Genomic DNA, 21,071 nt, shown 5'->3' on the forward strand with positions numbered 1-21,071 from the left:
CTAAATGTAACGTTTGTATCAAGATGATCGCGAACGTCGATCGAGTCGCAAACGACGCACAAGAAAATTGCACGGCAAGAATGCCGGCATGAACCACGGGGTTTTTCCGAAGAGCGGGAAACCATGAATAGCAGTGAATCGCTTGACTCGATCCGCGAGATCAATCTGTCGTACGTGATCCTTGCACAACGCATGTTGCTCGAGGACAAGTCCGTCGCCATGTTCCGGCTCGGGCTTTCGCCGGAAATCGCCATGATTCTGGCCAGTCTCACGCCCGCGCAAACAATCAAGCTTTGCAGTTCGAACCAGTTGTTGTGCGCGTTCCGCTTCAACGATCATTCGTTGCTGTCCGCATTGACGCAACCGGCCACGCACGTCGACGTCGGCGCCACTCACGCCGCCATCCTGCTGGCCGGACAGCCGGCGGAACAGTTCGCATGAGCATGGAAACCACGCTTCGCAAAAGCGTCAGCGACGACGCGCAGGAAGTCTATCGCGCGATTGCTCTCATCGAACTGGGCGCTCGCATGCAGTTGCTCGAAACCGAGTTGACGTTATCGCGCGACCGCATGATCCGTCTGTATCGGGAATTGAAGGGCATGCCGCCGCCCAAGGGCATGCTGCCGTTCTCGGCGGACTGGTACATGACGTGGATGCCCAACATCCATTCATCGCTCTTCTACAACATCTATCTGTTTCTCAAGGAGCAGACACGCTGTTCGCGTCTCGATGCATTGACCAAGGCTTATCGACTGTATGTCGAGCACTGCGGGCAGAACCGGCTCGAAGTCGTCCTGAGCCTGACGCGTGCATGGACACTGGTGCGCTTCTTCGAAGCGGACATGCTGCAGCAGACGCCATGCCGCCGCTGCAAGGGCAAGTTCGTCGCGCACAGGCACGATCTTCAGGCGCATTTCGTGTGCGGCGCGTGTCAGCCGCCGTCACGCGCGGGGCGGACGAAGAAGGCTGCGAGCAGCAAGGCCGAGTGCGGTTCGCTGGCGGCGTGAGTGGATGAACTCAGGTCTGCCATCCATGTGTGAAGCGCTGTAGCCACGCCATGGTCTGGCCGCCTTCCCATCGAGTGCTCCAGAACGGTTCGTGGCTCTTGATCTGCATCGGCAACAACGCACGTGCGACATCGAAATACGGTTTCAGATCCGCTTGAACGTTGCGGTCGCCGAGCGTCGGGCTGTCCGACACCTGCAAAAGCGTCGCGAAAGGCCCATCGACGAAATCGAAAGCAGCAAGCTTCGCCTGCGCTAATTCCTTTTGAAATTGCGTTCGAAAAGGTTCGCCGATGACCGTCAGCCAACTCAAGCACTTGTAGCCTCGCTTGAGTTCCCTGGCGCTCAGTTCGATCTCCTCCACATCGCAGCCCCAGTATCGGCGCGCCAAAGCATAGATGCGCTCGAACGAAACTTCTTCGTATTTCGAAGATGGACGTCCCTGCAGCAGATAACCGCCATAGCCCGAGCAAACCGGAAACATCGACATCATGTCGAGTGCGAGTGAACGGAGGAATGCGGCATCGACTTGCCAATCGAATTCGAAGCGAAAGAAGCTCGCCATTTCGGGTTCCGTAAAAGGCCGAAAGCCGTGAAACATGAAGACCCGCGAATCGACGGGCTTTGCGTCCGAAAACCCATAGCCCCAATGCACCGTCTTGCGCAGTTCGGGAAGCAAGACGGTTTCGAAGCGAATGCGCGCCGCCGCATCCCACGCTTCGAGCCTCGCCCACGAAACGGTCGACCTGTAGTTCCTGAAGACATCGCCGACCGCGCGAAGGTACGCGTCATACACGCGTCTCGCCGTGACCGGACCGGGCGGATCGGGCACATAGAACACGAGATGCTGTTTCAATTCGACCAGCGGCATGGGCGACGAAGGATCATCCGTGAATTCGAGGATGGGGTTTGCCATCGCGTCGGACTTCCCGGTCAGGGTTTGAGGTTTTTCCGGTCTTTCTGCTGAGCGGCAACACGACGCTCCAGCACTGAAAGATAGCCCTTCAGGAAAGCCTCGAAGTTATCGTGACGCCATTGCTCCCCGATGCTGGAAATCCACACAACCTCGTAGCCATGCTTAGAGGGCGAAGTGTCCACGTCGAACGAAACGCACTCCGGCGTGTTCCCCGCACCGATGACGAACTGGCTGCACGCCGGGTACTCGTCGACCATTTCCGGAAGGAGACCGTGGTCGTCGCGCGCGACCTCGAGCGCCGAAAGCAGTGACAATTCATCATTCATCAAGCTGGATACGCCATCGCTCGTGGACAGAAACAATCGATAACTCGCCGGCATGACGAGGTTGCGCGCTTGCAGAAAGGCATCGAGCGCCGCGAGGTCGCCTCCGCTCGCCGGCGGGCGCAGTTGAGGCCGCACGGGATCGTCGCTGAAGTAGCCGTTGAGCTTGAACTTGGTATCACTCAGCTTCTGCAGCAGGTCTTGCATCTGTTGGGTGTTCACGCGACCTCCTTAATCACAGTTACAAGAGGGATGCGCTTTCATGCGCTTGGGGGCGGGTTTGAGCCGGTTCATGCTGCCGCCGACCGTGTAATTCACGCGGGCGTCGGCCCATCGCATATTGGCGCTGGTGAGTGGCCCGCTAAGAGAAGCCGGGTGCATGTGATCCGGATTCATCGCGCCCCGGCCGCTGCGAGCGGGGTCCGCCAATCCTCCCGCCTGCTTCCATTTTTCGTGCTGACAGTCCGGCGGCCTCACGTTCTTCGGACTGTAAAACATGCGCTTGATGGCCGGATGATCGGGATTGCCGGCGGCCGCGGTCACTGCGTCGGCGAAGTCCTTCGCGAATTGCTTGAGGCTCGCCTGATACGCATCGTAGTGGTCGGAACCGGGATTGCTGGGACTATCGCTCAGCCTCGCCTTCTTGCTCTTCGACTGGTTGTAGGCCTTGACCATCTCGCAGACCTGACCGCACATGCAATCGTCCCATTTGCGCTTTTTCTTTTTCTTCTTTTTCCCGCAATCCGGTCCGACCTGAGTCGCCGGCGGACGTTTCGATCTTTTCTGCTTCACGCCTGTCATCGTCGCGCCGGTATTGGGCGGAGAACCGTTCGGGCCGCAGTTGTTGAGCATCGGCTCGGCGAGAAGATGAACGCTCTTGCCCTCGATTTTCACCGTCATCGAACCCGGCGTGATGAATCTGGCCGGCCCGTGCGTGTTGCTCGAAAGCAGACCGCCGCCCGTGCCCTTGCTGGCCATGTCGCCGAAGCTGTTGAACATCGCGCCCCGGATAGCCACCTCGTCGCCCTCGATCTTGACGCTCGTCGAATAGCCGTCCGGCGAATCCCCCGATTTGGCGGTATTGGGCAACGCAGCCGGAACGAACGGAGCGGGCGGCCCCGGCATCTTGCACATGTTCGGGAGCGTGGCCCGAGCAGTGCCGGAACTGCCCTTGGTGACAGGCGTCTTCGGAGGATGGATTCCAACGCTGGTCATGGCGCGTCGAGCAAGTCAATGGCGCGAAGCGGCCGGCATCGTGGCCGATTCGAAAAGCGCGCAGGCCCGCAAGCCCGCCTCCGAACTCGACCAGATCAATGTTCTCGGGCCTGCCGCATAGCCACGCGACGCCGCCTGATGAGCCAGCATCGCGAACAATGGCCCGGACGCCGCGCCCACATCGCCCCAGACGTCCGCTGGCGACAGATAGCCGGTGGCATCCTTGAAATGCCGGCCCAGTCTCAGGCAGACGAACCCCCACTCTTCGCCTCGATAACGCTCGCCGTTGATATCGCAGATGACATGATCGATCGTCTTCCGCGCGCCCGGCGCGCTCGTCAGCGCGTCTCGCACGACCGCGGTCAGACCCTTGCCGACGCACACCTCGCGCGTTTTGATGAGGCAGCGCTCCGATCCTGTCGCAGCGGCGACGAGGTGCATCGTTTCGGCAACGCCGAGCCGCCGGCACGCGGCGTCGCTCATCAACAGGCAGAATGCCGCGCCCTCGCCGGGGACGAAGCCGCTCCTCGATCCTTCGCCTGCGATCTGCCTGCGGCCGTCGAGCCAATTCAGCGTCTCAGGATGCAGATAGCTGTCGATGCCGCCGACGACGCACGCGTCCAGTTCGCCGCTTCCGAGCGACTCGCTCGCCTTCCTGAAGGCCGCTACTCCGCCTGCGTGCCCCTGCGCATGCACCGAGACTTGTATCGGATCGATCGTCGATCCGCCCAGCCGCCGCAATCCCTGCATGACGGCGCTCGCGTCTTCATGCGTGAAGCCAGGGCGGATTTCCGGCAGCGCGACCATCATCGGCGATCGAAGCGGCGCTTCGCCCAGGTGAGCGAGGGCGCGCGTCAGGTCGCGCCACGCGAAACCTGCCAGCGCAAGCAGACGAGACGGACCGTGCAGCCCCGGGTCGAGTTCGGCGTCGAAGGCCAGGTTCACGTAGTTGCCGAGCCTGTCGACGATGAACGGATGCTCGCGCGCCGCCCCTATACCCGCCCGCACGGCCGCCGCGCTTGCCTCTGCCCCGAGACCGAGCGGCGTGCGCGCACCGGCGGCCGCCATGACGACGCGTGCGCTCATGACAGGTAATCCTTCTCGCGGACCAGCGTGCTCTCGAGATAATCGGGTTCGTCCTCGACCTTCAGAACCGTGACCCACACGAGCATCAAACGCAGCGCATCGGGTTCCAGTATCACCGACGAAAGGCGTGCGCGATGCTCCTCGTCGCGGGTGTCGATGCGCGTCGTGAAAGCCAGGCGCACCTTCGGCAGCGCGAAGGACATCGACCCTGCGGGCGTGAGGTTGATCAGTTCGACCGGCTCTCCGCCCTGCAGAGGGCTTGCGGGGTGCTGATCGGGTGGAGCGCACTGCAAGGAGTGCGGACTCCAATCCTCGGGCAACAGCGGCGAGCGATCGCGCATCCACGCATCGTCGTAAGTGCCGGCGCGTTCCCGCCTCGGCGACCAGAAGCTGTCGATGGCGCCGAACCCGGCGGGGCCATCCTTGTCCAGACGTCCGTTCGGGTATTCGAAATTGGGCATCGCCATGCCTTCCCGGCTCTGCCCTGCGCCGACTACGCCTCGCCCGACCGGATTTCGGGCGTCATAGCCGTGTCTGGCGGGGTCGTCGCCGGGCGCATCGTAGCCGCCATAAGCGAGCTCGTAGATGACCGGCAGACGGACGACCGGCTCCGCCAGCATGCGGCCGGGCATCCCTTTTCCCCATCTACGATGTCCGCGAACACGCAGCGTCTTGCGAACCGGCCCAACCCGCATGCCAACCAGAAAGTCGTCGCTGGGCCTGCCGCCGGGCGCGTAAGCGGTACCGTTGAGCACGATGTCGGTCGTCGGCTTGGGCCCGAGCAAGTCCGAGTCGTAGCGAAGGCTGGACCGTCCGGGCGTGCCGGTGTATTCGGCGGTCTCGACCGGCGGCGTCTGCTCGTCCGCGAGCCGCGGTCCCGCCGGCGTGATGTCATAGGTCGCCTTTACCGCGACGATCCATTCGTGCGTGCCCTCCTTGTCGCGCGTCCATGACGTATCGACTTCGTAGGCAGTCCGATTCTCGATGCTCCACATTGACGACCCCCTATCGCGAACAGTGTTAAGACGAAGCACGAAGAATCGTTTTGAAAGAGCGTCAATCCATCGCCTGCAATGCGCGTCGCTGACGCCATGCAGGCGCTGCGCAATTGAAGAGCACGCTGCGCGGATCGGCGAGGCGCAGTTGAATGGCCGCCGCGGCGCGCTGCCGCTGAGCGCCATTGCGCAACACGTCGATGCACTGCGCTTTCGACGACAACGCGCCCATGAGATAGCGCCCGTTGCCCGGCATCCGCGCCTTGTTGGCGTGCCACCATGTGCGCGTCTTGTCGGGGTCCGGCCACGGCGCGCCGTCGTCCTCTTCCTCGGCGGCATCGGCATCTTTTTCGCCGCCGGAATTCCCCGATGCCAACGGCGCGCGTTCCAGCCCGAGACGAACGAAATCCGCTCCCGTGATGAGACTGAAGCTCTCGCCCGCGAGCCGTGCTACGCGGTCATCGTCCATACGGCCGATCAGCCACTGCGCATAACGTGGATTGCCGGTGAAACCGACGGCGCGAATCAGCCTGCGCGCACTCTCCGGTTTAGAAGCGAATCGCTCCAGCCATCGATGCGCATCGGCGGGCGCGAGCACGCTCGCCGCGAGCGCGAGCGCGATGTCGCCGAACATGGATGGCGTAGCCGCAATATCGCGAATGACCTCGAGCGCCTCGTCGCGATCGCCGAACAGCAGCGCGGATCGCGCGGCATGAAACCGGCATGACGCGTCCGCGTGATCGAGATGGGCCTGACATGTTCCGAGCAGATCGACGCGGCCGATCTCACCCGCGCAGCGCAGCGCCCGGGCGCGCAGCACAGCGTCGTCGGAAACGAGCGCCGCGTCGAGATGCCGCTTCGGATCGACGCGATGCTGCGCACATCCCTCGATGCCAGCCAGTCGCGCGGCGGGGTCGTCGCACGCGAGCAGGATCGAGACGACACCGGCGAGACGGCCCGGACTCACCCAGCCGAACGCCGAATGAAAGCCCGCTCTGGCATTGGGCGTGGCCTGACTCAAAGCGAGCAGCCGCATGATCGCCGGGCCCGAACGCGCCTCGATGCAACCGACGGCGGCGGTGAACAGTTCGCCCTTGCCCGCGTGCTCCAGCGCCCGAATGCTCGAACGCAGGCCGGCGCGTCCCGCCACGGCGATGCCGTCGAGATGCGCCGCGATGCGTTCGTCGAGCCGTGTCAGATCGGAGAGCCTCACATGCGGCGCGCGCACGAGACGGGAGCGGATTCGCCGCAAGGCGGCGGCGTCTTCGACATGTTGCTCCAGCACGCGGAAAAGCACGCCGCTCGCCGAGTCCGCGACCGGTTCGGCTTCGTCGGCTTTCGTCGTGTCCACGGCGACATGCATCAGTTGATCTGCACCGATCCGCCGATGATGCGATTCAGTCCTGACGCACTGCTCGACACGCTGCTTCCGCGTATGCGCACATGTCCGTCGCGCGTGAGCGTGATGCTGGCTTTTCCGCAACGCAGCACCATCTGCTCCTTCGCCGTCACGAGAAGCCGCTTGCCATCGGCGTCGACATCGATCTGTGCGGGCGCATCGTCGAACGGCCAGGCTTCGCATCCGATCAGACAGCCGATGACGATCGGGCGCGTCGGGTCTCCGGCTTCGAACATCAGCGCGACTTGACGGCCGATATGCATGCCGCGCAGATCGACGACCGTGCGCGCGACGAGCGCCGCGCTCCCCGGCTGGCCAGGGTAGACGACGAACGGGGACGCAGCGTCGCCATCGAGTCCGATCAACTCGCCGATCCTCACCCCGTCGATGGCCGCAAGAGGGCCTTGTTCGAGAAAATCGCGTCCGCTCATCGCGTGCTCCTTCGGGTCTCATTCAAAGACGAACGAGCCGACGGCGATTTGCAAAGCTATCCATGACTTCGCGGCGCTTGAAATAAGCGCATCGCGAACCTATGCTCATTGAACAGTCGAATCCGGTCCGCAAGCCCCATGCGGACGTCGTCAGTGGAAGGAGACGCCTCATGCGTCTGTCGCTTATCTTCGTGGTCCTGTCGGCCGTGAGCGCAATGTCCCTGCATGCGGACGCAGACGACAGGCAGGACTGGCGACGACATCGTGACCAGCCCGCTCTGAAAGTATTCGATGCACAAGGCAAACTTATCGGACGCCTTGCTTCTTACGGCGGCTACGACGGCGTGTTCCTCACGATCGACCGCGCGCTCGTCTTCGCGCAGATCACGCGCCTGAACAACAACGGCGAAGCGTACGACTCGGCGAAATTCCAGTGGTCGACTTACGGACCATTCGACTACTCGACCGCCGATTGCAGCGGCTCGCCGATCATTCCTCCCGGCAGCGGCCCACGACCGTCGATCGCGATGAGAACGGGCGCGGACGTCACGCTCCTGATCGCGGGCGATACGGACTCGTCGCCCGCTCAGGTCGTCGCGGTCTTCGACGGCAAGCAGTGCACGCCGCCGCCGACTATCGGGCACATGCCGCCATCCACCGCGCCCGTGCCCGCATTCACGGCCGAGACGAACTATCCGCTGACGGCTCATTATCCCGAGCCGCTCACCATCAGATATTGATCGGGCACGATCGACGGAGACGCTTCATGTGTCGAATGCTTGTTGTGCTGCTCGTCCTGTGCGCGAGCGTGAGCGCCGCCGATGAACGCGATGAACGCGATAAACGCGACGATCGCGCGCATTTCGGCGAGAACACACTGCGCCAGCCGATGGTGTACGACGCACAGGGAAAGCGCGTCGGCCCGCTGGAGGTTTATTCGGGCGTCAACGGCGTGTATCTCGCGATAGACGGCGAGCCCGTCTTCGTGGCGGTGAATCACAAGCGCGTCGGTCCGTTGCAGTATTCGGCCTCGCAATATGAATGGGTCGGCTATACGTTCGTGCCGTACCCATCGCGCGATTGCACCGGAAGCGTCGCCGTCGCGGATGCCGGCAGCCCCGCTCCGGCGATGCCGCTCAGAGAAGGCGCCGACGTGACCGTCTATATCGCGGGCAAGCAAATGTCCGGCAACGTGCAAGTGTGGTCGTTCAGGCAGACAGATCCGTCTACCGGGGCGACGACCTGCCTGACGAGTCTGTCTGACCAAGGCGCCAACTACTGGGCCATCGAGCGCACGTATCCGCTGACGCAGCATTATCCCGAGCCGTTGCGCGTGGCTTATTGACGGAAGACGCGCACGGACCGCACGGAGACCGACATGAGGCACTGGCTGATCGGAGCGCTGATCGCGCTATACGCAACAACATCGCCCGCCGATGACTTCGCGCATCAGGCAAGGCATCGCCCTGTCAGGGTGTTCGATGCGAACGGTCACGTCATCGGCGATCTCACGATCTTCGCCGCGCAAAACGGCGTCGCGCTGACGGCCGGAGACGCAACCGCCGTGATTCCCATTGCACGCGTACAGGATGCGACCTTTCACTTTTCCGCGACCGACTTCAACTGGCTCGCGACGAAGGTCGTCGATTTCGCATCGTCCGATTGCAGCGGCGATCCGATCCTCGACTCGCTCAACGGACCGCGCGCCGCGCTCGCGGTCAGACGCGGCAACGACGTCACCGTGTACTTCGCGGCCGAAGGCGTCACGCAGTCGTTCCAGGCGAATTCGGCGCTCGATCCGAACGTGGCGAACGGATGCCGTCCGTTCACGGCATCCATCACACTTTCGGGCTTCAAGGTCGGCGCGACGCTCGCGATCAGCCGCACGCATCCCGAGCCGCTCAGGATCGGCTATTGAACGGCATCACACGCGGCCTTTCCACGGCACCATCGCTTTTTCCAGGTATCGCATCAGCAGATCGAAGCAAAGCGCGAAGAAGCCGATCACGATGATGCCCATGATGACGACATCGCTCGCAAGAAACTCGGCCGCGTTGAGCACCATGAAGCCGAGACCGCGCGTCGAAGCGACCATCTCCGCCGCGACGAGCGTCGTCCAGCCGACGCCGATGCCGATACGCATGCCCGTGAAAATCTCCGGCAGCGCGGACTTGAGGATCACATGCGTGACGACCTGCGTGCGCGACGCGCCCATCGAATACGCGGCGTGGATCTGCTCGATCGACACCGAGCGCACGCCCGCGCGCGCGGCGATCGCGAGCGGCGCGAAGATCGCGAGATAGATCAGGAAGATCTTGGAGAACTCGCCGATGCCGAACCAGATGATGATGAGCGGCAAATACGCGAGCGGCGGCAGCGGCCGGTAAAACTCGATCGGCGGATCGAACACGCCGCGCGCGTGCCGCGAGACGCCCATCATCACGCCGACCGGAATCGCCGTCGCACACGCGAGCGCGAACGCGCCGAACACGCGCAGCAAGCTCGCGACGACGTGTTCCGCGAGCGTCGAGTTCGCGAAGCCATCGCTCGCCACCGCGATGAACTTCGCATAGACCGCTTGCGGCGACGGCAGAAAGAGCGGCTTGACCCAGTGCATGCCGGTGATCAGAAACCAGCCGGCCACGAGCACGGCGACGGTCGCGATGCTCATCGCGAAGCTGCTGCCGTAGCCTGGCACGCCGAACGTGTCGCCCGGCTTCACCGGCTTCTTCTTCGATTGCCGCGCGGGCCGGCCCGGCGGACGCCGCGATGCGCCGATGCCGCTGTCGATCGCGGGACCGGGCACCGTCATCGATGCGCGCTTAACCATGATGAATCTCCTCCGCATGATGAGCGGCGCGCTCGTCGCCGTAGATGATGCCGAGCACCCGCTCGCGCATCTCGATGAAATCGGGGCTGGACTTGATCGCGCGCGCATCGCGTGTGGCGAGGAAGCGGCGGTTGAAATCGAGATCGTAGCTATGCGTGATGCGGCCCGGACGCGGCGACATCACGATCAGCCTGCTCGCCAGAAAAAGCGCCTCCTCGACGCTATGCGTGATGAAGAACAACATCTTCTGCGTGCGCTGCCAGACATCGAGCAGCAGCTCCTGGATGGTCTCGCGCGTGAGGGCATCGAGCGCGGCCATCGGCTCGTCCATCAGCAGCATCGCCGGATCGCAGGTCAGCGCGCGCGCAATGCCGACGCGCTGCTGCATGCCGCCCGACAGCTGATAAATCATGTGCCGATGAAAATCCTGAAGGCCGACGAGCGCGAGATTGCGCTTCGCGATGTCCTCGCGCTGCGCCTTCGGCACGCCTTGCAGCTTCAGGCCGAAGGTCGCGTTGTCGAGCACGTTGAGCCACGGCAAGAGCGCGTGCTTCTGGAACACGACGCCGCGATCGGCGCCCGGCCCTTCTACCGGCCTGCCGTTGAGCAGCATCTCACCCGATGACGGCGCGATGAAACCCGCCATCAGCGATAAAAGCGTCGTCTTGCCGCAACCCGACGCACCCAGCGCGACGACGAATTCGCCATCGCCGATGGTGAGATCGATGCCGTCGAGCGCTTGCACGCGCTCGCCCGGGCGTCGGCCCGGAAACACCACGCTCACGTTCTTCACCTGCATGCAACCCATATGTCCTCCGGACTCGGATGTGCCAAGGGCAAGCGGCGCGCGGCCGGGCTTATTTCAGTTTTTCCGCGGCTTCGACGTATTCCGCCGTCACGAACTTCGAATAGTCCGGCAGCACGGCGTCGACGCGCTTCTGCTGCTTCAGGAAGTCCGCCGTGTCCTTGAGCGCGAAGGCCGCTCGGCTCGATGCGCCGCCGCCGAGCCACTGCTTCGTCGCCTGCTCCTGCGCCGACGGATAGCCATACAGCGAAAGCGAGCCCGGCACGTCGGCCGGCGCGCCGCCGATCGTCTTCGCGATGGCCGCGGCCTGCTGCGACTGCGCGGTCCATTTGGCCGGATCGTTGCGGTATTGCGCATCGAGATCGGAGATGGCCTTGACGAACTTCGCCATGAAGTCCTTGTGCGCTTCGCCCCACGCACGATCGACCGCGATGCCGTCGAACGTCGGCTTGCCGAGCTTGGACAGATCGCCCGACGTAATCAGCACCTTGCCGCTCTTCTTGAGTTGCGAGAGCGCCGGATCCCACACGTAGGCAGCGTCGATATCGCCGCGCTCCCACGCCGCCGCGATCTGATTCGGCTGCATGTTGAGAATCTTCACCGACGACGGATCGATGCCCCAGTGCTGCAGCGCGAACATCGTGTGATAGTGCGTCGTCGAGACGAACGGGACGCCGATGGTCTTGCCCTTCAGATCCGCCGGCTTGGCGATGCCCGAGCCGTTGCGCACGACCATCGCCTCGGCTTCGTTGATGTTGTCGAGAATCCAGAAGAGCTGCGCGTCCACGCCCTGGCTGACGGCGGCGGCGAGCGGGCTGGAGCCGATCACGCCGATCTTGATGTCGCCCGAGGCCATCGCGGTCGCCACCTTCGCGCCGGATTCGAACTGCCGCCAGTTGATCTTGTAACCGGTCGCCTTGGCGATGGAGCCATCGGCGATGCCGACGACCCAGGGATCGACGATCTGCTGATACGCGATCGTCACTTCCTTGTCTTCGGCGTTCGCGGCCTGCGCGCCGCCCCACGCGCACACGGCGACGGCGAGTGTCGCCAGCGCGCGCGCCGGCGAGAACTTTCTAAGCAACTTGCCCGGCAGGCGTTTCAAGCCACAGACGCGGATCGTGTTCATGACGGTTCCTGGAGAAGTGGAAAATCGGGCTCGCCGGCGCGGCATTCCCCGTTTCGGTGCGGTCCGTCGCGCAAGCGGCGAACCGATGACCGAGTATCCACAGCGAAAAATCCAGGAAGTTAGTGCCAGACGGGAACAATCGTTGAGTCCACATTCCGTCGGGCGGCGGGAAGGCTTCTTATGAAGGCGTCGGCGCTGCGGATGCGCCTTTTATTTGATCTTCGCGGCGGCGGCGAGCTTGCGCACGCCTTCCTTCGCATCCTCGTTCGAGTTCATGAAATTCGTCACGACGTCGGTGATCGCGCCCGCCGTCACCGGCGATTGAAGTTCGCCGAAAGCCAGCGAAGGCAGGAAGCCGCCCGACTTGATCGTCGCCTGCTCGTCCGCGCGAGACTTCTTCGCGCAGCTGTCGAACTTGTCCATCGGCACATCGAGGCGAACGGGAATCGAACCCTTGTTGAGGCTGAACTGTTCCTGGAATTCGGGCGACATGATCGTCTTCGCCATCGCGATCTGTCCCGGCGTCGCATCCTTCTTGCCGTTCTGCTGGAAGAACACGAAGGCATCCGCCGTGTACGTGTAGGCGTTCGACGTGCCCGGAGCGGGCGCGCAGACGAAGTCGACGTCCGCCTTCTTGCTCGCGTTCGCGAATTCGCCCTTGGCCCAGTCGCCCATGAACTGCATGCCGCCCGAGCCCGAGATCACCATCGCGGTGGCGAGATTCCAGTCGCGGCCGTGATAGGCCTTGTCGAAGTAAGTGCGTATCTTCTGCACCGTCTCGAAGACCTGAATCATTTGCGGCGACGTGAGCGTCTTCTGATCGAGATCGATGAGCGCCTTGCGATAGAAGTCCGTGCCTTGCGACAGCACGACCGTCTCCCAGATGGTCATGTCCTGCCACGGCTGACCGCCATGCGCGACAGGCGTGATGCCCGCCGCGCGAAATTTGTCGGCAAGGGCGAAGAACTCCGGCCACGTCGTGGGCGGCTTGCCGCCGACCTTGTCGAGATCCGCCTTGTTGATCCACAGCCAGTTGATCCGATGCACCGAGAACGGCGCGGCGACGTAATGTCCGCCCGACTTCATCGCGTTGTCGATCTGCGCGGGCGTGTGCGCTTTCCAGTCGGCCGCGGCCTGATCGATCGTGACGACCACGCCCTGATCGGCCCAGTCCTGAATCAGCGGTCCTTTGATCTGCGCGGCGGAGGGCGCGTTGCCCGAGATCACCTGTGTCTTCAGCGCGGTCATGGCCGCCGTGCCCGATCCGCCCGCGACGGCGAAGTCCTTCCATTCGTATCCTTGCTTGCTCATGTCGTCCTTGAGCACGCGGATCGCTTTCGATTCGCCGCCGGAAGTCCACCAGTGCAGGACCGAGATCTGTTCGGCGGCCGATACCGCGTGCGTGCCGGCGATGAACATCGCGACGGCTGCCGCAACCGACATCGTTGATCGTTTCATTGCTTGTCTCCGGGTTTTATTTATTTATGAAGCGACGCGTTCACGCGCGCTGTTCGAATCCGAGTTGCGACTTGCCGAGCGGCGTCAGGTCGTCGGGCGTCGCGCGGCCTTCGAAATCGACTTCGAAATGATCGCCTGGAAAATCGGGCGGGCTTTCGCCCTTCAGGAAGCTCGGCAATTGACGCTTCAGATACGCGTCGTTTTTGGCGCATCCGGGCGCGGAAGCGATGTACATGACGTTGCTGTAGCCGGCTCCCTTGTGTTCGTCTTCGACTGCGTGAATGACGTCGCTATGCCAGAACACGGTGTCGCCCGCATCCATCTTCGGGATCGACGACAGCGCCTCGAACAGCGGCGCGTGATACTCCGGCCTGATCGACAGCGCGCGTCCGGGCATCGCGCCGCACAGGTCGTCGTCGGCGACGTCGTCCTGAAGCGCGCGCAGCAGGATGTACACCATCGCGTTGGCGATGGGCACGAGCTGCAGCGTGCCGTCGCCCGGACCTTGCGGCGTCAATGCGATCCAGCCCTGGAACGTGCGGAACATCGAGCACACGGCCGGCGATGCGATCTCTTCGACATCGGGACGGAAAGCGGCATCGAACGCATCGTAATCGCGCCAGTTGCCCGCGAAGACGTGGCGATACACCTTGCGGAAATTGCCTTCGATCCAGCGCTCGACCGAGCCGCCATCGCAATGCGCCGACAAGCCGAGCGACGCGGAACCGGGCGGCCGCCGGCGCAGACGGTCGGCATAAACCGGCACATGTTCCGGGTCGAAGTGAACGCGTCCTTCGCTCTCGTTGCGCCAGAGCTTGTTGAGAAACACGCGCGCCGCGGTCAGCGACTCCGACTGGCGCGCCAGCACTTGAGGCTTCGACCAGTACACGCCGTAGATTTGCGGCTTGCTCGACGCGAGCTGACCGAAGTACTTGTCTTCGGCGCGGTTTTCGAGGCGCTTGTCGAGGCGATTTCGTTCGACGTAATGCGCGATGTCTTCATCCCATTGCTGTACCTGTGCGCGTGGAAAGACATTGCGGATCACGCACGCGCCGCTCGACTTGACGAGCGCGATCTGCTCGCCGCTCACGCGCCCTTCGGTGATGTCGGCGAACTGAATTTCCGGAATGACGTCTTCGCCGCGATCGCGCCGCGCGGCGATCCGCTTCGCTTCCTCGCCGATCGTCTGCTCGACTTGCGCGAACACTTCGCGGTAGTTCGGCAGCGCGGCGCGCAGTTCCTTTTTTGCTTGCCGGATCGCGCCCGGCAAGTCATCGATTTTCAGCGCCATGATCGTCTCCACATGAATTGCCGTGGACACAGCATATGATGCGTCCGTCTGCGGCGGTGATACGATTCAGGCAATTCATTTGCGTTTTCGGCCATGAAACCAGCCTACGAGCATGTCGAATTCGGCGCGGACTGTTCGGTGCGGGTTTACCATCGGCGGCTCGCGCGTATTCCATTCGAATGGCATCACCATCCGGAATACGAGCTGACGCTGACGATGAACAGTCACGGCAAGCGCTATATCGGCGATTCGGTGAACGACTATCAGGCCGAGGATCTCGTCCTCGTGCCGCCTGATTTGCCGCATACGTGGTCGTCGAACCGGTCGATCGACTCGTCGTTGCCGCAAGTCGCCATCGTCATCTGGTTCGACGGCGACTGGGCGCGGCGCATGGCGGACTGCTGCCGCGAATACGAGCCGCTTCGCAAGCTCCTGCGCCGTGCGGCGTGCGGGCTGGCGTTCGAGCCTCCCGCCGGCGAACGGATGCGCAGCCGTCTCGAACAGTTGCTCTCGACCGCGCCGCGCGAACGACTGAGCGCCGCGCTCGATGTCCTGTGCACGCTCGCCGATGCGCCGGGCCATCCGCTCGCGTCGCCGAGCGCTTTCAATCAGACGAACGCGGGGCCGTCCGGTCACGAGCCCGAGCGCATCAATCGCGTTCTTTCGATGATCGATGCGCGCTTTGCCGAACCGCTCCGGCTATCGGAGCTATGCGAAGCGGCGAGCCTTTCGGAGCGCACCTTGACGCGCTATTTCGTGCAGCACATCGGCGAGAGCGTCGGGCGATACATCGCTCGGGTTCGAATCGGCCATGCGTGCCGGATGCTGGGCGACACGTCCCTGCCGATATCGGTCATCGCTGCGCGCTCGGGATTTGCGAACGTCGCCAACTTCAATCGGCAATTCAAGGCCGCGAAGCAAACGACGCCGGCGGAGTACCGGCGTCAGTTCATCGATGCAGGCGCGCTCGTCAAGGACACGGCGAACAGCCTGACCGAACGGCCGCCTTCGCTTCAGCAGAAGCGGCGGCGTTGAAGTTATCGCGATGCGCTGAGCCTATGCCCTGCATCGCGCGACAATCTCAGATAGCCCACGATCGTCCGGCTCGCCTTCTTGTGCGCCGGCGTGCTCACGCTCTTGTTAAGCGTCGGTCGCGGCCGATGCGCTTGGGTCGGAGCGGACCCCGGCGGTGCCTTCATGCGAATGGGCTGAAGTCGTCTCCGCGTTGCGATTAGCTTGGGTTCCTAATCAATCGACACGCGCCGACCGCGCACGATCAGACGATTACCTGCAGACCGGCGCGTCGAGGCACGCACATTGCGCAGTGGCTTCGGATCGATTCATCGAAAGCAACCGGCCATGCCTCTCTCCGCTCAAAGAACCCTGGTGATTTCCCCGCATCTCGACGATGCCGTCTTCAGTTGCGGCGCCCTGCTCGCCGCGTCGCCGGGCGCATCCGTCTGCACGATATTCGCGGGTGCGCCGGACACGGCGCTCGCCACCGACTGGGACGCGCAGTGCGGCTTCGCGGACGCACATCAGGCGATGCGCGAGCGCCGTGTCGAAGACAAAGCCGCGCTGCACGTCCTGGGCGCGCGCTCCGTGCATCTCGGCTTTCTCGACTCCCAATACACGCAAGGCGGCACGAGCGCGACCACCGCGAAGATCGCTTCGGCCATTCGCGACGTGATGCGCGAGACGGATTGCACCACGCTCCTCATCCCGCTTGGCCTCTTTCATTCCGACCACGCGCTGGTTCATACGGCCGCGCGCGAGGCGTCCCTTTCGGACGCGACGGCATGCATTGCGTACGAAGACTGTCTATATCGGCGCATGGATGGCCTCGTGCAGCAACGGCTCGTCGAACTCATCGGAAGCGGCATCGAAGCGACGCCGCTGCTCGATCCGATCGATGCCGCCACGCTCTCGCGCTGCATCGAAGCGAAGCAACGCGCGGTGCAATGTTATGCGAGTCAGCTCAAAGCCTTCGGGCCCCACGGCTATGACGACGTGCTCGCGCCCGAACGCTTCTGGACTCTGAGAGCCGTCGACCATGGCTGAACCGGCAACACTTTCCGAGCCCGATCGCGCGCGGCTCACCGTCGTCGTGCTGACGTACAACCGTGCCGATCAGGTGCTCGACACGCTCGCAAGACTTGCCGCGCTGCCGGACCGCATCCGCATCGTAGCGGTCGATAATGCGTCCACCGACGGCACGGCCGAGCGCATTGCGGCGCAGTTTCCGTCGGTCGAACTCGTCGTGGCGCCGGACAATCTCGGCGCGGCCGGACGCAATCTCGGCGTCGCTCGCGTCGCGACGGAGTACGTCGCATTCTGCGATGACGACACCTGGTGGAGCGCCGGATCGCTGTCGCGCGCCGTCGCGATCCTCGACGCGGCGCCGCGCGTCGCGGTGCTCAACGCGCGCGTCGTCGTCGGTGCCGAGGGCGCGGCGGACGAGACCTGCCAACGAATGCGCGAAAGCCCGCTGCCGCATCGCGGCTTGCCCGGTCCCGCGCTCGTCGGCTTCATGGCGGGCGCGTGCGTGTTCCGCACCGACGTCTTCCGGCAAGTCGGCGGCTACGAGCCCAGGCTTTTCATCGGCGGAGAAGAAACGCTCGTCTCGCTGGATGTCCTGTCCGCCGGCTACGAGATGGTCTATATGGATGACCTCGTCCTTCATCACCATCCCTCACCGCTGCGCGACAGCGCACAACGGCGCAGGCTCCTCGCGCGCAACGCCGCGTGGGTCGCATGGATGCGCCTGCCATTCGACCAAGCCCTTCACGCCACCGGAAAAGCCTTCCTCGTGGCATGGCGCGAGCGCACGTTGATGCGCGATTTACCGATCCTCGCAAGCGGCATCGCATGGGCGATGACCAGGCGCCGCGTGATCCCCTCGCGCGTCCAGGACATGCGCCGCGTCGTGCGCGAAGACGATTTGCGCCGCGCCAGGCAGACGAAATCGTCGGCGTCTTTCGGTTCTACACGCCCCACGTAAAAACGCGTGCGTCGCGCGACGAACCAAACGAAATTTGGTTCGTCCCGCATCGAACCGCAAATCGTTTCGCAGTTCTCGCCAGTTCGACAACGAGTGGCACAGGGAATGCTGAACGCTGGTGACTGATCCACGCGATGGCGCGCCGCGCACACGCACATTGGGATCGCAAGATAAGGGGACTTCCGTGAAAATCGCATTGATCAGTGAGCACGCATCGCCGTTGGCGATCGCGGGTGGCGTAGACAGCGGCGGGCAAAACATCTATGTGGCGAATGTCGCGCGTCAGCTCGTTCGCATCGGTCACGACGTCGATGTGTTCACGCGTTGCGACCGTTCGTTATTGCCGCTCGTCTCGCGCTTCGAAAACATCCGCGTGATAAATGTACCGGCCGGTCCGCCCGTGCAGTTACCGAAGGAACAGCTTCTGCCGCATATGGATGCGTTCGCCGGCTTCATGATCGACTTCATGAAGAAGGAAGCGCAACCGTATGACATCGTGCACGCGAACTTCTTCATGTCGGGCCTCGTGGGTCTGCGCATCAAGGACGCGCTCGGCGTGCCGCTCGTCACGACGTTTCATGCGCTGGGGCGCGTGCGACGCCTGCATCAAGGCGAATCGGACGGCTTTCCCGATGCGCGCTTCGATATCGAAGACGAGCTCGTCAGGCGCTCCGATTCGGTCATCGCCGAATGTCCCCAGGACGAGAACGATCTGATTCATCTGTACGACGCCGATCCCGCGCGCATCGACCTCGTGCCGTGCGGCTTCGATCGCGCAGAGTTCCATCCGCTAGACAAGGCGGCAGCGAGAGAACGTCTCGGCTGGCCGCAAGACCGGTTCATCGTGCTGCAACTCGGGCGCATGGTGCCGCGCAAGGGCGTCGACAATGTCGTGCGCGCGCTCGGCATGCTACACGGTGAGCATGGCGAAAGTGCCGAGCTTTATGTGGCGGGCGGCAATTCCGACGAAGCGAACGAGAACGCGACGCCGGAGATCGGCAGGCTGCGCGGCGTCGCACGCGAATGCGGCATCGAAGAGCATGTTCACTTCGTGGGCCGTCATGGACGAGGTGAACTGAAGCACTTCTATAACGCAGCCGATGTCTTCGTGACGACGCCGTGGTATGAGCCGTTCGGCATCACGCCGCTGGAGGCGATGGCTTGCGGGCGGCCCGTCATCGGTGCTGCTGTCGGCGGCATTCGCTACTCGGTGGCGCACGGAGAAACCGGCTTGCTCGTGCCGCCGAAGAATCCGGCCGCGCTCGCGGATGCGCTCGTCGCGCTCAAGCGAGATGCCGCGCTCGCCACGCGAATGGGCGAAGCGGGCCTCGCCCGCGCCAACGCAATGTTCACATGGTCGAGCGTCGCGCAGGCGCTCGCACAGGTCTACGCGCGACTTGCGGGCGAGGAAGGACAAGCCGCCGCGCGCGTTGCCATGGGCGGAGCCGCACGATGACGCAACCACTGCGGCCTGCGATCTTCATCGACAAGGACGGCACCTTGCTCGACGATGTGCCCTGGAACGTCGATCCGCTGAAAATGCGCCTCGCGCCGGGCGCGCTCGACGCGTTGCGCCTGTTTTCGTGGCTCGAACTGCCGATCTTCGTAATCAGCAATCAGAGCGGCGTCGCGCTCGGCAAGTTCGACTTGCAGGCACTCGATCGCGTCGAAGCGCGTTTGCGTGAACTTGCAGCCGAAGCGGGCGCGTCGTTCGCCGGCATTTACTGGTGCCCGCATCATCCGCGGGGCGTCGTGCCTGAATTCACGCGCGCGTGTGAATGCCGCAAGCCCGCGCCCGGCCTGCTGTTGCGTGCGGCGCGCGAGCATGGCATCGATCTTTCGCAGAGCTGGTTCATCGGCGACATTCTCGATGACGTCGAAGCCGGTCATCGCGCGGGCTGCCGCAGTGCGCTGATCGATAACGGCAACGAAACCGAATGGCTCAAAGGCGTTGGACGCGAGCCGGATATCGTCGCGAAGGACCTGTACGAGGCGGCGATTGCAGTCGTCAATGCGGAGTGTCCCGCATGAAGCCCATGCTTGCACCCGTCGTCGAAGCGCATGCGCGCAAGAGCGCCGCGAGCCAGGCGCGCGAATGGGGCGCGGATGTCAAGCGCATTCTCTGCATCCGTCTCGACAATCTCGGCGACGTGCTGATGACGACGCCCGCGCTGCACGCTTTACGCGCCGCGCAGCCGGGCAGGCATCTGACCTTGCTCGCATCGCGAGCGGGCAAGGCGACGGCGCCTTTCATCGATGCAATCGACGATGTGATCGAATACGACGCGCCGTGGGTCAAGCAGGATGCGCCCATCGACGCCCTCGCCGATCTCGCCATGCGTGCGCGCCTTGCATCGGCGCATTTCGATGCAGCGGTGATCTTCAGCGTCTACAGCCAGAATCCGCTGCCCGCGGCCATGTTGTGTCATCTCGCCGGCATTCCGCTGCGGCTCGCGCATTGCCGCGAGAATCCGTATGGTTTGCTCACCGACTGGGTTCAGGAGACTGAACCGCAGCACGGCACCCGGCATGAAGTGGAGCGGCAACTCGCTCTCGTCGCAAGAGTCGGTGCGAAAGCCGACGACACGCGCATGCGCTTCTCCGTGCGCCCCGCCGATATCGACTCGCTGACGCAAAAGCTCATCGCCCGCGATGTCGATGTGGACGCACCGTTCATCGTCGTGCATCCGGGTGCGAGCGCGGAATCGCGCCGCTATCCCGTCGAACGCTTCGCCGAAACGATCGAACGTCTCGGCGCTCAATGGGAATGGCCGATTCTCGTGACGGGCTCGCGAAGCGAAAGTCACTTGTGCCGTGCCGCCTGCGGCACGAGTCCCTACGCGCACGATCTGTCCGGCGCGCTCGAACTCGGCGAACTCGCCGCGCTCATCCAGCGCGCTCGCGTTCTCATTTCGAACAACAGCGGACCGGTGCATCTCGCATCCGCGCTGGGCGCGCCCGTCGTGGATCTCTACGCACTCACGAATCCGCAGCACATGCCGTGGCAAACATCGCATCGCGTGCTGTATCACGATGTCTCGTGCCGCTGGTGCTATCGCAGCGTGTGTCCCGAAGGCCATCACGCGTGCCTTGTCGGCGTCGAGGTAGACGAGGTTGTCTCCGCCGCGCTCGAGCTCATCGAAGAAGAACATGCATCGCCCGTCCATCCGATAACACAGGCAAGCTAA

General features: G+C 63.5%; 23 protein-coding genes. 11 read left to right on the plus strand and 12 right to left on the minus strand.

Translation table 11 applies throughout. The annotated features are described in order from the left end of the window. Nucleotides 1-123: 123 nt before the first annotated feature. Complete coding sequence (flhD, locus tag NCT05_RS33770; protein ID WP_250437747.1) at nt 124-441, plus strand: flagellar transcriptional regulator FlhD; 318 nt, start codon at nt 124-126, stop codon at nt 439-441. Next, nucleotides 438-1,007 carry a flagellar transcriptional regulator FlhC gene (flhC, locus tag NCT05_RS33775; RefSeq protein WP_250504363.1) on the plus strand — a complete coding sequence of 190 codons (570 nt, stop codon included), beginning with the start codon at nt 438-440 and terminating at the stop codon, nt 1,005-1,007. The genes flhD and flhC overlap by 4 nt, the downstream gene beginning before the upstream one ends. Before the next feature lie 10 nt (nt 1,008-1,017). Here flhC and NCT05_RS33780 read toward each other — a convergent pair whose 3' ends face one another. From NCT05_RS33780 to NCT05_RS33810, 7 genes are all read right to left on the minus strand, one after another. Next, on the minus strand, nt 1,018-1,683 hold the full coding sequence (locus tag NCT05_RS33780) for a type VI immunity family protein (protein ID WP_250504364.1): 666 nt from the start codon (nt 1,681-1,683) through the stop codon (nt 1,018-1,020). Between the two features lie 254 nt (nt 1,684-1,937). Continuing rightward, nucleotides 1,938-2,465: a hypothetical protein gene (locus NCT05_RS33785; RefSeq protein ID WP_250457687.1), complete on the minus strand. Its 528-nt coding sequence runs from the start codon at nt 2,463-2,465 to the stop codon at nt 1,938-1,940. Nucleotides 2,466-2,474: 9 nt separating this feature from the next. Continuing rightward, nucleotides 2,475-3,458: a PAAR-like domain-containing protein gene (locus NCT05_RS33790; protein ID WP_250504365.1), complete on the minus strand. Its 984-nt coding sequence runs from the start codon at nt 3,456-3,458 to the stop codon at nt 2,475-2,477. A 15-nt stretch (nt 3,459-3,473) separates the two neighbouring features. Continuing rightward, nucleotides 3,474-4,544, minus strand: coding sequence for a beta-ketoacyl synthase N-terminal-like domain-containing protein (locus NCT05_RS33795; RefSeq protein ID WP_250504366.1), 1,071 nt, complete (start codon nt 4,542-4,544; stop codon nt 3,474-3,476). After that, nucleotides 4,541-5,539: a DUF2169 family type VI secretion system accessory protein gene (locus NCT05_RS33800; protein WP_250504367.1), complete on the minus strand. Its 999-nt coding sequence runs from the start codon at nt 5,537-5,539 to the stop codon at nt 4,541-4,543. The genes NCT05_RS33795 and NCT05_RS33800 overlap by 4 nt, the downstream gene beginning before the upstream one ends. Before the next feature lie 61 nt (nt 5,540-5,600). Then, nucleotides 5,601-6,890 carry a TIGR02270 family protein gene (locus tag NCT05_RS33805; RefSeq protein ID WP_250504368.1) on the minus strand — a complete coding sequence of 430 codons (1,290 nt, stop codon included), beginning with the start codon at nt 6,888-6,890 and terminating at the stop codon, nt 5,601-5,603. Between the two features lie 11 nt (nt 6,891-6,901). Next, nucleotides 6,902-7,369: a DUF6484 domain-containing protein gene (locus NCT05_RS33810; RefSeq protein WP_250442125.1), complete on the minus strand. Its 468-nt coding sequence runs from the start codon at nt 7,367-7,369 to the stop codon at nt 6,902-6,904. 170 nt (nt 7,370-7,539) lie between these two features. Here NCT05_RS33810 and NCT05_RS33815 point away from each other — a divergent pair, with 170 nt between their 5' ends. From NCT05_RS33815 to NCT05_RS33825, 3 genes are read left to right on the plus strand one after another with little or no spacing between them, the layout of a single operon-like run. Further along, entirely contained in the window at nt 7,540-8,109 is a 570-nt protein-coding gene (locus tag NCT05_RS33815) for a hypothetical protein (protein WP_250437753.1), read from the plus strand. A 26-nt stretch (nt 8,110-8,135) separates the two neighbouring features. Then, nucleotides 8,136-8,714: a hypothetical protein gene (locus tag NCT05_RS33820; protein WP_250504369.1), complete on the plus strand. Its 579-nt coding sequence runs from the start codon at nt 8,136-8,138 to the stop codon at nt 8,712-8,714. A gap of 33 nt (nt 8,715-8,747) precedes the next feature. Beyond that, nucleotides 8,748-9,287, plus strand: a complete 540-nt coding sequence (locus tag NCT05_RS33825; RefSeq protein ID WP_250504370.1) for a hypothetical protein — start codon at nt 8,748-8,750, stop codon at nt 9,285-9,287. 6 nt (nt 9,288-9,293) lie between these two features. On the opposite strand, the gene NCT05_RS33830 is transcribed toward NCT05_RS33825, so the two are convergent. From NCT05_RS33830 to NCT05_RS33850, 5 genes are all read right to left on the minus strand, one after another. After that, complete coding sequence (locus NCT05_RS33830; protein WP_200889158.1) at nt 9,294-10,181, minus strand: ABC transporter permease subunit; 888 nt, start codon at nt 10,179-10,181, stop codon at nt 9,294-9,296. A gap of 10 nt (nt 10,182-10,191) precedes the next feature. Further along, a complete protein-coding gene (locus tag NCT05_RS33835) occupies nt 10,192-11,007 on the minus strand; it encodes a taurine ABC transporter ATP-binding protein (protein WP_008345374.1) in 816 nt (271 codons plus the stop codon). Between the two features lie 49 nt (nt 11,008-11,056). Continuing rightward, nucleotides 11,057-12,133, minus strand: coding sequence for a taurine ABC transporter substrate-binding protein (gene tauA, locus NCT05_RS33840; RefSeq protein ID WP_008345373.1), 1,077 nt, complete (start codon nt 12,131-12,133; stop codon nt 11,057-11,059). Nucleotides 12,134-12,343: 210 nt separating this feature from the next. After that, complete coding sequence (locus NCT05_RS33845) at nt 12,344-13,591, minus strand: ABC transporter substrate-binding protein (protein WP_409017637.1); 1,248 nt, start codon at nt 13,589-13,591, stop codon at nt 12,344-12,346. Nucleotides 13,592-13,631: 40 nt separating this feature from the next. After that, entirely contained in the window at nt 13,632-14,882 is a 1,251-nt protein-coding gene (locus tag NCT05_RS33850) for a DUF1479 domain-containing protein (RefSeq protein WP_250504371.1), read from the minus strand. Nucleotides 14,883-14,975: 93 nt separating this feature from the next. Here NCT05_RS33850 and NCT05_RS33855 point away from each other — a divergent pair, with 93 nt between their 5' ends. The 6 genes from NCT05_RS33855 to NCT05_RS33880 all read left to right on the plus strand — a co-directional run bounded on the left by NCT05_RS33855 (nt 14,976) and on the right by NCT05_RS33880 (nt 21,071). Continuing rightward, nucleotides 14,976-15,917, plus strand: coding sequence for a helix-turn-helix domain-containing protein (locus NCT05_RS33855; RefSeq protein ID WP_008345370.1), 942 nt, complete (start codon nt 14,976-14,978; stop codon nt 15,915-15,917). Nucleotides 15,918-16,268: 351 nt separating this feature from the next. Continuing rightward, nucleotides 16,269-16,943, plus strand: coding sequence for a PIG-L deacetylase family protein (locus NCT05_RS33860; protein WP_250504372.1), 675 nt, complete (start codon nt 16,269-16,271; stop codon nt 16,941-16,943). Continuing rightward, nucleotides 16,936-17,883 carry a glycosyltransferase family 2 protein gene (locus NCT05_RS33865; RefSeq protein WP_250504373.1) on the plus strand — a complete coding sequence of 316 codons (948 nt, stop codon included), beginning with the start codon at nt 16,936-16,938 and terminating at the stop codon, nt 17,881-17,883. Before NCT05_RS33860 ends, NCT05_RS33865 begins: the two co-directional genes overlap by 8 nt. Before the next feature lie 184 nt (nt 17,884-18,067). Next, complete coding sequence (locus tag NCT05_RS33870) at nt 18,068-19,339, plus strand: glycosyltransferase family 4 protein (RefSeq protein WP_008345367.1); 1,272 nt, start codon at nt 18,068-18,070, stop codon at nt 19,337-19,339. Continuing rightward, the gene (locus tag NCT05_RS33875) at nt 19,336-19,914 is read left to right on the plus strand and encodes a D-glycero-alpha-D-manno-heptose-1,7-bisphosphate 7-phosphatase (RefSeq protein ID WP_008345366.1); all 579 of its coding nucleotides are present in this window, start codon (nt 19,336-19,338) and stop codon (nt 19,912-19,914) included. The genes NCT05_RS33870 and NCT05_RS33875 overlap by 4 nt, the downstream gene beginning before the upstream one ends. Beyond that, nucleotides 19,911-21,071, plus strand: a complete 1,161-nt coding sequence (locus tag NCT05_RS33880; protein WP_502801823.1) for a glycosyltransferase family 9 protein — start codon at nt 19,911-19,913, stop codon at nt 21,069-21,071. Before NCT05_RS33875 ends, NCT05_RS33880 begins: the two co-directional genes overlap by 4 nt.

The sequence above is a fragment of the Caballeronia sp. AZ7_KS35 genome (genome assembly GCF_023631045.1).
Lineage (GTDB): Bacteria > Pseudomonadota > Gammaproteobacteria > Burkholderiales > Burkholderiaceae > Caballeronia > Caballeronia zhejiangensis.